The sequence below is a fragment of the Motilimonas pumila genome (assembly GCF_003596335.1).
Classification (GTDB): Bacteria; Pseudomonadota; Gammaproteobacteria; order Enterobacterales; family CBDFNC01; genus Motilimonas; species Motilimonas pumila.
Genome location: NZ_QZCH01000033.1, coordinates 1 through 15,214, shown reverse-complemented (window position 1 = coordinate 15,214; position 15,214 = coordinate 1). Strand labels below are relative to the sequence as shown.

16 protein-coding genes and 1 pseudogene are annotated in these 15,214 nt (G+C 38.6%); 2 read left to right on the top strand and 15 right to left on the bottom strand.

The window, feature by feature from the left end:
• Positions 1–34 precede the first annotated feature (34 nt).
• The gene (locus D1Z90_RS17970; protein WP_119912180.1) at positions 35–1,045 is read left to right on the top strand and encodes a DUF2860 domain-containing protein; all 1,011 of its coding nucleotides are present in this window, start codon (positions 35–37) and stop codon (positions 1,043–1,045) included.
• Positions 1,046–1,125: 80 nt separating this feature from the next.
• Here D1Z90_RS17970 and D1Z90_RS17965 read toward each other — a convergent pair whose 3' ends face one another.
• The 15 genes from D1Z90_RS17965 to D1Z90_RS17890 form a co-directional block, all read right to left on the bottom strand.
• On the bottom strand, positions 1,126–1,881 hold the full coding sequence (locus D1Z90_RS17965) for a carbonic anhydrase (RefSeq protein ID WP_119912179.1): 756 nt from the start codon (positions 1,879–1,881) through the stop codon (positions 1,126–1,128).
• A 268-nt stretch (positions 1,882–2,149) separates the two neighbouring features.
• Positions 2,150–3,079, bottom strand: coding sequence for an OmpA family protein (locus D1Z90_RS17960; protein ID WP_119912178.1), 930 nt, complete (start codon positions 3,077–3,079; stop codon positions 2,150–2,152).
• Position 3,080: 1 nt separating this feature from the next.
• Complete coding sequence (locus D1Z90_RS17955) at positions 3,081–3,794, bottom strand: TadE/TadG family type IV pilus assembly protein (protein WP_119912177.1); 714 nt, start codon at positions 3,792–3,794, stop codon at positions 3,081–3,083.
• Complete coding sequence (locus D1Z90_RS17950) at positions 3,781–4,239, bottom strand: tetratricopeptide repeat protein (protein ID WP_119912176.1); 459 nt, start codon at positions 4,237–4,239, stop codon at positions 3,781–3,783. The genes D1Z90_RS17955 and D1Z90_RS17950 overlap by 14 nt, the downstream gene beginning before the upstream one ends.
• Positions 4,236–4,604, bottom strand: a complete 369-nt coding sequence (locus D1Z90_RS17945; RefSeq protein WP_119912175.1) for a DUF192 domain-containing protein — start codon at positions 4,602–4,604, stop codon at positions 4,236–4,238. Before D1Z90_RS17945 ends, D1Z90_RS17950 begins: the two co-directional genes overlap by 4 nt.
• On the bottom strand, positions 4,594–5,466 hold the full coding sequence (locus D1Z90_RS17940; RefSeq protein ID WP_119912174.1) for a type II secretion system F family protein: 873 nt from the start codon (positions 5,464–5,466) through the stop codon (positions 4,594–4,596). The genes D1Z90_RS17945 and D1Z90_RS17940 overlap by 11 nt, the downstream gene beginning before the upstream one ends.
• A gap of 2 nt (positions 5,467–5,468) precedes the next feature.
• Positions 5,469–6,314, bottom strand: coding sequence for a type II secretion system F family protein (locus D1Z90_RS17935; RefSeq protein WP_119912173.1), 846 nt, complete (start codon positions 6,312–6,314; stop codon positions 5,469–5,471).
• A complete protein-coding gene (locus D1Z90_RS17930; RefSeq protein ID WP_119912172.1) occupies positions 6,298–8,001 on the bottom strand; it encodes a TadA family conjugal transfer-associated ATPase in 1,704 nt (567 codons plus the stop codon). Before D1Z90_RS17930 ends, D1Z90_RS17935 begins: the two co-directional genes overlap by 17 nt.
• Entirely contained in the window at positions 8,001–9,458 is a 1,458-nt protein-coding gene (locus tag D1Z90_RS17925) for a type II and III secretion system protein family protein (protein WP_119912171.1), read from the bottom strand. The genes D1Z90_RS17930 and D1Z90_RS17925 overlap by 1 nt, the downstream gene beginning before the upstream one ends.
• Before the next feature lie 11 nt (positions 9,459–9,469).
• On the bottom strand, positions 9,470–10,402 hold the full coding sequence (gene cpaB / locus D1Z90_RS17920) for a Flp pilus assembly protein CpaB (protein WP_119912170.1): 933 nt from the start codon (positions 10,400–10,402) through the stop codon (positions 9,470–9,472).
• Positions 10,403–10,648: 246 nt separating this feature from the next.
• Complete coding sequence (locus D1Z90_RS17910) at positions 10,649–11,347, bottom strand: hypothetical protein (RefSeq protein WP_119912168.1); 699 nt, start codon at positions 11,345–11,347, stop codon at positions 10,649–10,651.
• On the bottom strand, positions 11,337–12,167 hold the full coding sequence (locus D1Z90_RS17905; protein WP_119912167.1) for a hypothetical protein: 831 nt from the start codon (positions 12,165–12,167) through the stop codon (positions 11,337–11,339). Before D1Z90_RS17905 ends, D1Z90_RS17910 begins: the two co-directional genes overlap by 11 nt.
• Positions 12,164–13,777, bottom strand: coding sequence for a Tad domain-containing protein (locus D1Z90_RS17900; protein ID WP_119912166.1), 1,614 nt, complete (start codon positions 13,775–13,777; stop codon positions 12,164–12,166). The genes D1Z90_RS17905 and D1Z90_RS17900 overlap by 4 nt, the downstream gene beginning before the upstream one ends.
• 188 nt (positions 13,778–13,965) lie before the next feature.
• Positions 13,966–14,292: a Flp family type IVb pilin gene (locus tag D1Z90_RS17895; RefSeq protein WP_232525295.1), complete on the bottom strand. Its 327-nt coding sequence runs from the start codon at positions 14,290–14,292 to the stop codon at positions 13,966–13,968.
• Positions 14,293–14,320: 28 nt separating this feature from the next.
• A complete protein-coding gene (locus D1Z90_RS17890; protein WP_119912165.1) occupies positions 14,321–14,992 on the bottom strand; it encodes a hypothetical protein in 672 nt (223 codons plus the stop codon).
• On the opposite strand from D1Z90_RS17890, the pseudogene D1Z90_RS17885 reads away from it, so the two are divergent.
• A pseudogene (locus tag D1Z90_RS17885) lies at positions 14,991–15,214 on the top strand (hypothetical protein); the annotation flags it as partial. The gene D1Z90_RS17890 and the pseudogene D1Z90_RS17885 sit on opposite strands and share 2 nt — an antisense overlap.

The window sequence follows — 15,214 nt, the reverse complement described above, 5'->3', positions numbered from 1 at the left end:
ACAACTTAGGATTTAATACTTTAAAGGAAATAAAATGCTTAACATTAAGAGTGGTTCCGTTTTCCGTTTTTCAGCCCTTGCTTGCGCATTATTGAGCAGCACCACTCAGGCCAGACCTCTTGCCGACGAACCTGGTTTTGGCTTCACTATCAACGTGAATGCTGGTTACAGCTCTAAGCAATCTCAATTTAGCACCGACAGTGACAACAAACAGACCAAAGATTTACAAAACAGCGGTGAAACTTTAAACGAGGCCATCGTTTTTCCTTTAGCCAGGTTGTCTTACACTTTAGACAGTAAAAAAACCCAGTTTTTCTTAGGTAACAGCTTAGAAAACGTTTCCCAAGGTCAGTTTCAACTTGAACTTGGCTTTACCCACCAGTTTGCCAATAAAACTCAGCTAACCATGGCGTACTTTCCAGAGCTGCCTGGCTTTTCGGAAACTTGGGAAGACCCTTACTTAACGGGTGCTGATCGTAAAAAAACAGACCAAACGTCACAAGGTGCCCGCTTAGAATTAAAACAGATCCTTGGCAGTCCATTTACCTTTAAGTACGGCTACGCCAAAAATGAGATTGATGACGAAACCAGTGGCAGCAGTTTAGGCTTATCACTCAATCAGCAACAATCCTTAGTGCGCGACGCAGACCTACACCGCTTTACCGGTGAAATGTTTATGCCGATTGGAAAAGGGTTATTCTTTCAGCCGTCGATAAACTACACCTTGGGAGATGCCAAAGGGGATGCGATGGCCTACGACGAATACGGGGTGCGACTCACCTTAACTAAGGTGTCTGGTCGCCATCGTGTTACCGGTAACTTGTATTACGCACACGCTAAATACGACGCCAATAACCCGGTATTTAATAAAACCCAAAAAGACGACAAGTACGGCGCTTTCGCCTTGTATATTTATGACCGACCTTTCAACTGGGACAACGCCAGCTTTACTTTATTGGGCGCAGCGATTGATAGTAGCTCAAACATTACTTTCTACGAGAAAAGCAACTACAGCGTAGCCATGGGTCTTGCTTATAGCTTCTAGTTGTTACTTGATTAAAACCGCAAGATATAAAAACGCCTTGGCATCTGCCAAGGCGTTTTTATTTACTTCAAAGATAGCACTTAGTCATTCTTAATCACTTGGCGAGCATTAATGTGCTGCACTGGGCGCGCATTTTCATGTTTCACCGCGGCCAAGAAGTCTGCCACTTGTTGCTTAGATGCGCTGACGGGCTGTTGCATCACAAACCAACGAACGCCTTCAGAACAAGGCGGTGTCGTTAAAGAGCCAGTGAAACGGTAGTAATCTTGTTCCGCAGGAAGAATATCGGCCACATTAACCGCTACGTCTTTCAGAGGGAAGCTCTCGCCTGCTTGCGTTGGCAGCTGTTGCCATAACGCGGCTAGCGTTTTATTGCTTTCACCGTACTCAAAAAATACGCCCACGACCGCTAAGTTGCCTTGCGCGTCAGCGTGAACAAGGTGCACTTCAAATGGGTACGCTTTACCGCTTACCTTGTTCTCACTTGGAGTATGGAAATGGTACTGCTTAAGTTCAAACTCTTTGCCATCAACCAAGAGTTTGCTGCCCGCTGCAATGTTCACTTGAACCGTATGACCATTGTTTACGATTTCATTTGGCGCCGAAGTATATGCCAGTTTTAGAGGTTTAAGCTCTGCTTCAACTGCATCTTTAATGTCAATTGGCGACTGATTCTTACCCGCACTACAAGTGGCAAACTTTGGATCCAGTTGCCCCCAGTGAGACGCACCTGTTTCGCCACTGTAACCCCACTCAGCTTGACCTGACGCAGCCAATGTTTGACCAGATACTAATACTGACGCAGCTAATAAAGATTGAAAAAAAAAGTATTTCATTGCTATTCCTATTTTAATATTTCTTGATACTGTCAGCCCCATTCGAGACGGCCTTAAATATACATACAGGCTATAAAAGATACAGTAATTAACGAGGGTATTTTTAATTCATATTGGAATTTTAAAAAGCTATAACTTTGGTAAAAACCTATGCTTTTATCAAAATGGAGGGACGTAATAAAGCAAAAATTCCGCGCGTTGAATATTTCAGTTAAAGGCTAAAACAATTCGCCGCGCAAATCCTACTTTTCACTGCAGAATTACACACTCAGTTTGCAACTAATTCTACACGTCTATTCCTGCTTTTTCCAACCTCAGTTCTATTTTCTGAATAAGGTTGCAATTCACCAACACCATAGAATTGCAATTGACTTTTTTGCACGTTGTAGACCTTTACAAGTTCAGCGTATACAGCTTTGGCTCTTTTTTGTGATAACTTAAGGTTATCTTGCTGATCACCGTCCGAGTCAGAATGACCAACTATATAGAAATTCTGACTTTTATTCTCAATGAGGAAATCAGCAACTTCTTTCAACACTTTCTTGCTGTCAGTATTTAATTCAGCTGAAGAGGAAGAGAAAAAGACATTCGGAATAACATAAGTTCCAGTATTGAGAATCTCAGTTGAGATTTTTTCATTTCTGTCCTTAAATAAGTTAGCAAACCTTCCGTCTACTTTCATAATATCAACACGGGGAGATCCTGATATTGTGTTAATATAAAAAGATAAATAAGTACCAACCTCACCTTCTTTATTATTCTTCCTTGCTAAAAAATAATATTGTTCATTTTGATTGCCGAAGATGTGTTCAGAGAGGTATAATTTCCACCCCATCGGCGAACCACAAGATACTCTTTCACACTCGTAAACAATCTCATATCCCATTGAAGCGATATACTCTTTCTGTTTGAAAACTAACTCAACAGAAGTGTACTCGCTGGAGAAATCATATGTATAAGCGTCAACTTTTCCTTCCACCTGTATCGTTTTTTGTGCTTTAAAAACTAAATCTTTGCTATCGTCTGATGTAACGTCTTCAACAGCACCAGCAACGATTTCGACTATATCAAAATTCTTATGGTAAGAAGAAAACTGTAGGGATGAATTATTAGGTAAAAGGATAGGTACTTCTTCGGCATAAGCTTGACCAAAAAGTAACGAAGTTAACAATAAGACTCTTAACATTTTTATTTTCATATCATTTCAATCCTGCACTGAAAATAGGGCTTTGCATTCTTATCAATGCGGTAGATTCTAGAACTATATAACGTGAACCAGACAATAAACCTCCACTAGCGTTGCACTGTGCGGCCAATGAATCAAGAGTAAAGGTAGCGATAGTTGTAGCTATTAGCTTATCTAAAACTGGGACAATTAAGGGGTGACAATATCTAACTTTTATTTTAAGGATGTTAGCATCCTGGATATTAACTTTCTTTAGCTCTCCATCTAACTGAACATCAAAAAGTTGAGAAGAGCGCCAGTTTAAGTTGTCATTCGGAATAGCTTTCACAACCCTTCCTAAGTCTAAATCGAAGTACTCTTCCGAGAATTTATTAAACATTGATTTTGTTGGGCTTAGAATATCCAAGCTTGCCATCGTAGAGAGATAAAGCCGTGTTTTTTGCTTGGCAAGAGCGATTCCAAGGTAGCTAGTATCTTTTTTAATGTGTAAGGGCACCAAGCCTGAGCTCAACGCATCAAGCATTTTTTGCTTATCAGCATTACTTAAAGCTCCTGCTCTCACAGCTTCAAAAGTCGCCATATTTAAAGTCGACTTGGCTCTATAAGCATAAGATAGTTCAATTGTTGCAAAAATAAGCATAGCGGCGAGAGGCATAACTATAAGAGTCTCTACCAAAGCTTGCCCTGATTGCATTTTATAATGCCATTGCTTTTTATCGCGAAGCATTCAATAAAACTCTTTTAAAAGCCTGTAGCGATGAGTGCTCTGGTGTTCCTGCTGGAAAAACTTCTTCAGCTTCTTCAATAACAGAAATTGCTTGCTTAGTTCTAGCTAAAGCTAAATTATTCCATGCCTTATAATTATCAGGCTCGGATTTAACAGCTTTTTCATAACTTAAAACTGCTGCATTGTACTGTTTTGTTCGAATATAAATATTACCTAACTTAAACCAAGCATAGCCGTAGTTTTTATATTTTTTAACAATCGAAAGGTATGCAGCTTCCGCGTCCGCTAAACGCCCGTCCGAGTATAACGAATCAGCACGTTGTAATTTTTTAAACACCTCTTTATCAACATTCTCGTTAAGTTGGCTATGAACCTCAACATGAGTCGTGCAAGACATAAGAATAAAACTTATAAAACAAGCTGAAAAAAACTTCAAAAAACTCATCGTATCAACTCCAGTAAATCATCAATTAAAATTTCATTTTCTTTCAAAAAACCAGACTTAAACTCAAGTACATAGGTTGCCGATAAAGCAGTTGAGATACGAGACCTTTTCATCGACTGGATTATTTTAACAACCTTAAAGCTCTTATCTAAGAAGACAACATCAATCTCAAATTGCATAAAGAATGTATGAACAGAATTACAAGGCGATATAAATGCACACTGATTACCTTTTAAGCAAGAGAGAAACAAAAGTCCTTTTAGTCTTTTCAAAAAGGAATCTGCAATTAAAACCTGAAATGGCAATACCCTCTTACGCCCATTACTTATGTGCTTTAAAGATAAACTATGAAAATCACATTTCATACAGAAGTTTCATCGCAATCGGGAAGGCAAGTACAGCAAATGTAACAGGAAAAACAAATGCAATAAGAGGAAAAATCAATTTAACTGGAGCTTGTAGAGCAAGTTTTTCTGCTCGTTGAAAGCGCTCAACTCTGCGTTGCTCTGCTTGTATACGTAAGGTTTCACCCATACTTGAACCAGAACGTTCAGCTTGGATTAAAGAATTAACTAAGTTTGTAATTTCTTTAATGTTTAACCTAACTTCCATTTCACGTAACGATTCTAATTTCGGTTTTCCCGCTTTGATATCTCTCAAAACACGCCTAAACTCGAATTTCAACGGGCCAGAAGGGCCCTTTTTAACTGCTTGGGTAATGCCTCCAGATAAATTCAAGCCAGCCTCAACAGACATTACAATAAAATCAAGATATACAGGGAGGTGTCTTATGATTTGTTGTTCCCGTTTTTTCCGTATATCTCCTAAAGATATACGTGGAAAAACCCAGCCAAAAAAACCTGCGAATACAATAGGCAGTGCACCTTCAGCATCTAACATAAGCAGACAAAGCCAACAAATTATTGAAAAACAGATTGAAGATAACATTTGCAAAGAAAAAAACTGCTCTGGAGTGAACAAAAAGTCAAGCCCTGACCTTCTTAGCATCCTAGAGTAAGTTTCTAAATCATCAACAGGTAAGCGCTCACCAACGAGGTGAGCAACCACTCTAACTAATGGCCAAATGGGCTTGAGTGCTTTAGGTAAAGGATCTAAAAATTCACGATTATCCTCAGGAGTATCGTCTGATATTCTTTTTATTGAATAGAAAAACAACACAACAACCAAAGTCAACAAACAACTTAGTATAATTATTTCAGTACTCATATTTAAACATCTATATTTACAATTTTTTTAATCACAATATAACCGCACATTAACATAAGAAAACTAACTGCAAGAACAGCCCAACCGATAGGATTTGAAAAAAGATGCGACATAGCTTCAGGTTCAATATGATAAAGAGCCGTAACAATAAATACTGGCAAGGCAGTCATCACAACACCTTGAAGCTTGCCTTGCGATGTTAATGCATCGATCTTGCCTTCCATTTCGATTTTTCGCCTTAAGGTGCTCGCTAGCGTATACAGAATCTCTGATAAATTACCACCAATCTCTTTAGAGATAAGAACCGCAGAAACAAAAAGGCTTACTTCTTGAACTGGCATTCTTTTCTCAAGATTCATAAATGCTTCATCAAATTCAACACCCAGCCGAATCTCTCGTAACAAAAGGCCGAGCTCTTGGGATAATGGGGGACTTTGCTCTTTAGATAAACTCTCTAATGCCATTGCTAAGCTGCTTCCAGATTTAACCGTATTAGCAAGAGTTTGCAATGCATCAGGCATTTGAATTATAAACTGTTTTCTTCTTCTCTTTATTAGGTAGGCATAGACAAATTTAGGAGCAAAGAATACGCTAACTGCAACAAGCAAGCAAAAAATGATATTTCCTGAGATAAAGTATGTAATGATTATAGCTATGGCAACAACGGCTAAATTTATTTTTACTAACTTCTTGGGTTCGATAAACAGGAACATATCGGCCAAACTGGAATTTGCATGAGACTGAACCGAGTCTGTATATCGAGATGCCCCTTGCATCATAAACTGCCCTATAAAATAGAACAGAACTATTGATAAAAGGGCTATAGCTAAACTAAGATAAACTATCATCAGTAACACTCTCTCTGAATAGACTCAAATCAACAGATAGGCCTCGCTTGTTCATATTTTCACAAAAGTCAGGGATCAAACCAGTTGCAATGAAGTTTCCAACCACTTTGCCATTAGAGTCATAGCCAGTTTGATTAAATTTAAAAATTTCACCTAATTGCAACCTTCCATTCTCAATGCCACTGACTTCAGCTATGGAAGTAACCTTTCGAGTTCCACAAGAAAAACGGGTTTGTTGTACAATAAAATTTACAGCAGACCCAATCTGTTCACGTATTGCTTGAACAGGTAAATCCATTCCCGACATCATAACCATGACTTCAATTCTCGAAACACAATCTCTAGGGCTATTCGCATGCGTAGTAGTAAGAGAACCATCATGACCTGTATTCATTGCTTGAAGCATATCTAATGCTTCCCCGCCACGACACTCTCCCACAACAATTCGATCAGGTCTCATCCGTAAACAGTTTTTCACCAGGTCTCTAATTGGAATAGCCCCAGTACCTTCTTGGTTTGCTGGTCGAGCTTCGAGGTTTACAAGATTAGGTTGATATAGCTTCAATTCTGCGGCGTCTTCTACAGTTACGATTCTTTCGTTATCAGGAATATAATTAGAAAGAACGTTAAGTAAAGTTGTTTTTCCTGAGCCAGTACCACCGGATATTACGATATTGTTTTTCTGTAAAACAATAAGCTTTAGAAAGTCTGCCATCCTCTGGTCAATAGAGTTAAACCTAACTAAGTCTTCCGCGACTAACCTTTCAGCCATAAATTTTCGAATCGTTATAGAGGGGCCTTTTAGTGCTAAAGGCGGAATAACAGCATTTACCCTAGAGCCGTCTTTTAAACGAGCATCAACCATAGGTGAGGATTCATCAATTCTACGGCCAATAGGTGAAACGATTCTCTCAATTGCAGAAAGGACTGCTTTATCATTAGTAAAAGTAATAGGTGATTTCTCTAACACACCCAGTTTCTCAAAAAAAATCTCATCAAAGCAATTTACCATTACTTCACTGACATCTTTATCCGCGAGTAACTCTTCAAGAGGCCCTAAACCAATAGCTTCGTTTAACACCTGTTTCGCAAGTAAAGACTTATCTATGGTATCCGGAATTGCATTAGATGAAGAAATAATATCATCAATCCATTGTTGAGTATTAATCCTCAACTCATCATCATTCATTTCGTCAATATTGATTCGCCGTAAATCTATTTGCGAAAAGAGTTCACGATGAACATAGCTCCTCCAATGATTCAGTTCCTTAGCAAGAATATTGCTAACTTCCTCATTTTTTTTAACAGTAGAATCTGCCTTGTCTAAATCAACATTTTTGACTGGTTTTTGTACGGTTATATCTGTATTTTCACTTGCAATAGCACTGTCTGCATCTTTATCTAATAGTGTAAAGACATATCCACCAATAGAAATTAAATCGGATTCATCTATTGGGCCATAGTCATTCACTGCTTTACCATTAACCTTAATGCTACTTTTATTGGTTAAATCTTGAATAAATAGTGAATGTTCTGATTTGTAAATCCTAGCGTGCTTTGCTGCTACGCCCCAACCTCGAAGTACAACTAAGCATTGGTTATCTTTACCCACGATACAATCGTCATTAACACAAGGGAAATCTCCTACAACATTACCCTTCTTCGTTTTCAAAAATATATAAAACATTAGTCAAGCAACCTCATCTCACTGTCAGGCCTGCCTTCATTTTCAAACTTAGCCATCTCTCTATCGATAAATTCATACTGATCAGCCATTGCCTCAGTTGTAGCTATGCGAGGAGTGATAAATATGACTAATTCACTCTGTCGATTAACAAATGACTTTGAACGGAATAGTGGACCAAGAACCGGCATATCACCAAGCCAAGGCATTTTAGAATAAACTGTTGAATCTTCAGCGGTTACTAAGCCAGCAATAACGATGGTATCTCCAGATTTTGCATTGACTACCGTTTCTGTTGAGCGAGTCAATAAACCGGGAGGACCGTCACCGATAGCCGTAGTTTTATCAATTGTACTCACTTCAGCTGCAACTTTTGTTAAAATTTCATTCCTTTCGTTGGTGATAGGCTCGATATCAAGCATGATTCCGTATGGTTTAAACTCAATAGAAGTTGTACCAAATTGGTCTCTTACGGCATAAGGTATTTCGCCACCGGCATGAAAGTTTGCAGACTCACCACTGCGGGTACTCAAAAGAGGGTTCGATAAATATCGAGCCTGTCCAGTTTCTTCCATGAGGTTAATTGTGGATGTAATTTGAGTAGTCATACCAACAGAGCCATAAAAATCTGTATCGCCGGTCTCAATATTTTCAGTTAAGCCAATTGGGTCAATTTTGAAGAAGTCATTACCTAAGACATACCCCGTAAAGCCCATAGAGGGGCCGTTTATAGCCGCTTCCCAGTTGATACCAATGTCCTCGAGCATATTATTCCTAAGCTCAAGAATTTTTACATCTATGACTATCATTTTTTTCATTTCGACTTTTTCTATATCAGTCAAAACTATTAAATCTGGGTACAACTTTTGAATGGCTTCAAGTTTTGGCACGTCTTCAAGCTTAAGAGTACCTGTGAGCTTATTTCGTCCCCGTACTTTAGTTAACTGAACATTAGGAATTTCACCTAGCAATAGCTTTAACTCTTCAAAGTCGTTTAACTTCAGCATATTTACTACGTGAGGGTAGTCAGCCAATACTTCTTTGCTTTTTTCTAAGTCTTTAGAAGTAACCGAACCTTTAACAAGGATTCTATCACCTTGCTTAGTGACACTAACGTTCTCGATTCCAGACATCAGAATAACGACATCTCTCAAAGCTTTCTCAAGGCTTAGCGCAGTTACAGTCACATCTATCACTTCCCTTCGGTTCCCTTCATACCACAAGAAAATTTCAGTTTGTCCTACTGATTTAGGAATGATAATTAACTCACCAGAATCTAGCGCAGAAGTCGAAAGAATATCATCATTGCCAACAGCTACTCTCTCAACTGACTTTGACTTTATTGATTTAACTTGACCTACGTAAAGCTGCATCTTAGGCTTCCCAGATAGAGGAAACTCACCAATAGCCAAAGCACTCGTAGACAAAATAAGGCTTATAAAAAATACAACAAACTTCATTCTAAAATCCTTTAATCTGTTTCAACGGTGTTGCTAGTTGTGTTTGAAACCGTTAACTCAGGCTCATTCCATTTCCGTGCATTTTGTATCTTGCTTTTAGTATTCCCAATAATATTTACATATTTTGGTTTTAAATTTGCACCATCAGAATTTGAAGCAGTGAAGTATTGAATGGTACCAGCAGTAACATCTTGCATCTGATGAAAGCTGATTGCATCAAAGCCAAGTTTTGCTTTGTCTTCTTGATTTCTTAAAAATGTGACTAAGGTGCCGTTTTCCTGGGCTAATAAAACCCGAGCTGCAGTATCAGAAGGTAGAATAACAGTGATAGTTGAATACCCATACATTTGGCCACCATCACTCATCACATTACCATTCGATTCAGCACTGACACTTCTAGTTCGTCCAGTTGCAACAATATTTACATTTTCAGCTATATTTTCTAGGCGTTCAACGCCTTCACTTTCCCCACTCACCATTAGTAGGAGGTCTACGTAGTCACCAACTTCAATCATACCTTCATTAGAGTTAATTGTGTCCACTTCTACCGTTAATGGTCGATGCCCTTTTTTTATAAGGTCAGAAAACCTATCTGCATAATTACCACCCACATATAACTGCAATAAAGGCGTACCTTGTGACATCGGATATATGAGTTCTTTCCCCGACATTGCATCAAACATCGGTGGCTCAACATGACCGTCAGGTAAAAAATTGGAAGGTACTGTCGCAATAGCCATATTTTCAGCGCTGATAATCTCCCCGGCCTGAATATCTCGACTAGAAACAACAATAGATTTAGTTGAGGTAATTTTAGATTCTAGTTCGGCACGAATTTTCTTTTCATGCTCTTTAAAAAAGTGATTTGCACCAAAATAGGTTCCCGCTCCTAATATAATCGCCAAGAGTAATAACCCCCAACTTTTTAGAGTTCCTTTATTCACTAACTTTCCCTTTTACAGCTTTGATACAAATGAAATTTTAGATATTTACTCAACAATATTTGATATCGATATTGTCTTAGAATATGCACTATGGTTTTCTCTCATAGCTTCAGTAAACCTAACAACGACATTCTTCCCCCCACTTGCTGGTTGGAAGTCATCATTAACAGGCATTAGCAATGCAATAGAGCAGACAAGGACAACTAAGGTATATTCGACAATTGCAGCACCTCTAATAGACTTCACTTAACTATCCTTATCGATGTGAACAGCAACTATAGATGTGATCCTTTCTTTTTTATCACGTGAAATAGTCATATTTAATCGGTCGACACCCTTAGAAAGTATCAAAACATATTTATCACCATTTATTGGATTAGGGGTATCATCTTTCACCCAACCTTTGGAAATAAAGTGATTGGTATAAAAATTTATGTTACTCCGTATATCCTTTTTATTCAAGATAAGCACAGTTCTAGATTTTGAACCAATGTCATAAGAATAAAAATCGTTGATTTTTTTACTTCCTTTAGGGGCAGGAAAAATAGATACAACGCCCTCATACTTTCTTCTTTGCAGAGACTCGACATCAGAAATTGAGATAAAACCAAAACTGCCAGATAATGTTTTTTTAATTTGAACAGAAATCATAAAACCACTATCAAAGCGAGCAATCACTTTCCAAAATGCCACATCATTGATCACATAAGGAGCAATATCGGGCTGAGAAGGTTTACTCCATTCTTTTTTGTAGAAAGCAATAAGCTCTTGAGTGTTAAGCACACTATTAAAACGATACATTTTCATGGGTAACCCATTCACTATCGTCTTTTCGTTTATAATTTCAACATCAGTGTCTTCTGGTATAGAAAAATCTGGCCAATTATTACCAGCGAAAGCGAAAGGAGTTATAAAATAAAGAAGTAGAAGAAGCCTAAGGTTCATATTTTTTTAACCTGTCTGATGGTATTGCATCGTGCTCTACCTTGCCTAACTCTAGATTTTGTAAGTGTGTTAGCCAGGGTATAAAAATATCTACAATGCCAGCAGCATCGCCAACCTTGTCACCAAGTGAGCTTATATATGACATAGGTACAAGAGCACGGACTAACTCGTCTTGGTGTCCTGGTCCTCCCACATTCCACCCATCTGTTAGTAAATAATTTGTTGATTCGAATGAAGTGAGTTCATCACTACCATAATTCTTAGGGTTAAATGAACTAAGCCATGATAAAGCTTTCATATCGGTTTTTACTTCAGTTTGAACTAAACCTTGCGTATTGAGGGAGAAGCCAACGCGTGACATTAAGTTAAATGCAGTGTCCATTCCCTGGCTTTTAATATTATCCAAAGACCTACTATGAGAGCCGGTTCTTATATAGTCACCCTCTGGGGAGCTTGTATCCCGCTCAATTAAGCTTTCTTTACCTAAAGATTTTGGTTGACTAATATAAAAATTTTCTTTTAATTCTACATCTTGTTGCCATACTTTATCTTCACTATGCATTGCCGTGTCGGAGGTGGAGAATACTCGACTAACTACCTCATGCTTTATCGCTTGGTCACTTTTGAAGTTAACCCGATGCTCTCCTGCATTATACCAAACCGTTCTTTCCCAAGCGGCATACCTAGCAGCTTGTTGATTGTGATGTTTTACATCGACAAATTTGGCCAGCACGGGTAACAAGAAGAGTAAAGGAACCAATACAAATGCTGCAACAATCACTAACTCAGAAAGGGCTTGTCCATTTTGCTTTTTCGTCATGGAATGTTCGCTCCAAGCCGTTTATCATCTTGTTCAAGAGCAATTAATCTCGGTTGCCAATAAGGGTTATATATATTGCCATATTCATAATTGCCATCTTTTCGTTGCCATAAATTTCTTGGTCTTGAGAAATAACTTTCTCCTTTACTCATTGATACCTGACGTCCATTTTCCATTGCTTGGTTAGGGTTTTCATTCAATACAACGAGCCCTTCTCCAAGCTTGTTTATGGTATCCGTTGTACCTATTTTATTATGGTCCTTAGCAAGGAAAATTCGGATAGATTGAGATTTTGCAAGTAGACCGGGTTTAGTTAAATCGAAAAAATTCTGTAAACCTTCATACTCACCATGTTCATACCCCAGCGCTTCATCGTCATTATCTTTGTAGAATGCGATGGTATCGCTACCTTCCATAAAGCCATACCTGTCGCGCATATCATTGAAGCGACTTGCCTTACTGTTATATCCAGCACCACGCCACAGGTGGCTTATGTTTGGGCGGGAGTTATAACAATATCGAGTACAATTACTATATTGATTCTTTTGAACGGGGTTATACCAGTCAAAACTGTCACTATGGTGAGTTACTTGTCTTCCCCAACCTAGAGGTAATAGTTCTCGGTCTCTATAACCTCTAGGGATCCCCCACTTAAACTTCATCACTTCAGCTCTGATACTCATCGTATCTTTCGCAGAGAAAGAATAGTATGGGGCGTTTTTACCGTCCACGACCCCCATTTCAGACCCGCCTCTTTGTTCTATGCGAATGTCTTTAATTATGCCAGGAATTGATACAGGGCTTTCCCAAAAGCTGTTATCTCTATTTGAGGTAAATTCATCTCTTGATCTCAGTACAACATCTCTGTATTGATCTAAACGAGTCTTATCTTCTTCATTATCACGACTTGAGCCAGAAGAGCCCGTTCCTCTCCATGAGGAGCTTGATGAACCACCATATGCTCGCTCTGCTTTATCTACCTCATACCTTTTTACAAAATTTTCCCAACTAGTAATGTCAGCAAGCGTTAAAGCTGATGCTGCCATAAAAGCATTGGCATCGGGATCATTTAAACGAATAACTTCTTCAACATCTAAAACTAAACCGGCAACTGTAGCACCATGAAATATACTTTGACTCTCGCTGTATACTTTATTGAGTTCATTCGCGCCAACAACGACAAGACTGCCTGCATTTTGAATAGCTTCATTAACAATTGAAAAGAATGCCTCAGCAGCATCTGTTAATTTATTAATGACCTGACCAACATAAGGTACGGCTTGCAACCAATCGCCAATAAGCTCTAAATTCCAAAACATTTGTTGGTTATTTTGAAAATAGGATGATAGAGAAACCATTTGAGCGACAGTTACGTGGTTTGCAGCCATCGCGCGGTTGGTATAAGCATGGAAATTAAGTTCACGGGACTGAATGACAGCCGCTGTGTATGCTGCTGAGTCGGCAGTAGTTTGTAATTTAGTACGTTCCAGTGTGAGCTGACCAGAATCAAAAACAGAAAATACGGATAAAGATAATGCGATCAGAAATAACGAAACAAAAACCAAAATATGGCCACTTTGTTTAAATCGAGATATTTTCAAAATAGACATTTCAACTCTTCCTTGATGCGAAACACAAACAAGAAACTGTTACAGTGAACAATTAACTTTGCATTTTCACTACACGCTTTCTATCCATAAAAACGCTACTTCACTTTCTACACAACTGCTCAATTGGTGTCGACATGCGGCCACTTGTCAATGCCCGCACGCCTACGCAATCATAAGTTTTCAGCTAATTAATTACTGCCTCCGCCACTGCCACCTTCACTTTTAATACCTTTGTTACCCGCAGCATTATAATTACTCAAGTTAGCCTCCTTGGTCTTTTCCGCTAACGTTACCGCAGCACTACCTGCACTAGAAGCAACGGCTGTTGCTGCTGAACCATCATTACCGCCTAATTCGGTTGCCATACTTGCAACTTGGTTTCTTACGGTCGAGCCAAACAAACCATACACACCAATCGCGGCAACTGCGATAAGTGCCACAATAATGATATATTCAGTCATACCCTGACCAGCTTGCCTTTTCAGTGAAATTTTTTGTTTCATATTATTAAGCATATTTATTTCCTTATTTAACGATATCAAATTATAAATTGGCACGTTTATATGCATAAACGCAGTCATTGTATAATGATTTCATGTTGACATCTAACATTTTCAGTGATGTCACGTTCTGTTTAAAATCCGAGCTTACTTCAAGTGAGGAGAAGTCATTTTCAGTAATCAGTATGTTCAACAGCTTAATATTATTATTGCGTTGTTGCTGTACCCCTGAGACCTGATTATTCTTCGCATTCAAATCATCACCGGCTTCATACACCGCAAGGTGGCATTCATTGACACTCTCAAATAACAACGACATCGACTCTGCGTACGCCTCAAAGTCAGCCATATAATGTTCTGAATCAACAACAAGGTCAGACTTAATTCTTTGTTTCTTATACTTCTTAAGATCGAGCGTATACTTAATTTGTTTAAATTCACTTTTCAGCTTTTTTTGGTTAAACACATCATTAGCTGCTAGCGTCTTAAAGCTTGCAAGCAATACTAGAATATACAAGCAGCACTTTAGAGTTTTTATCATCGCCTCACGCGGTCCTTTCGCAAAGTCACAGAAACCTAAATTTGTGTTGACATTATCCACAAAAAAATCAAAATGTGAACAACTAATAACAATAATCATATTTGACATATCACAATTATCGTTATTAATGATAATCTCATTAACCAGCCTTTTTTTATAGAATGGAACTAACATGAAAAAGAGTTCATTAGCAGCAACTATTTCCCTCACTCTTGCCCTGACAGCCTGCGGCGGCGGAGGTTCATCATCAAGCGATACTTCCTCAGACGCAAATCAACCTTCACCAAGTCAGGCTCCGGCTGATCAACAAATTGCCAATATCACCGTTATTGATGATTACCTGCAAGACGCCAAAGTATGGCTAGATTACAATCAAGATTTTATTCATCAGGCTGA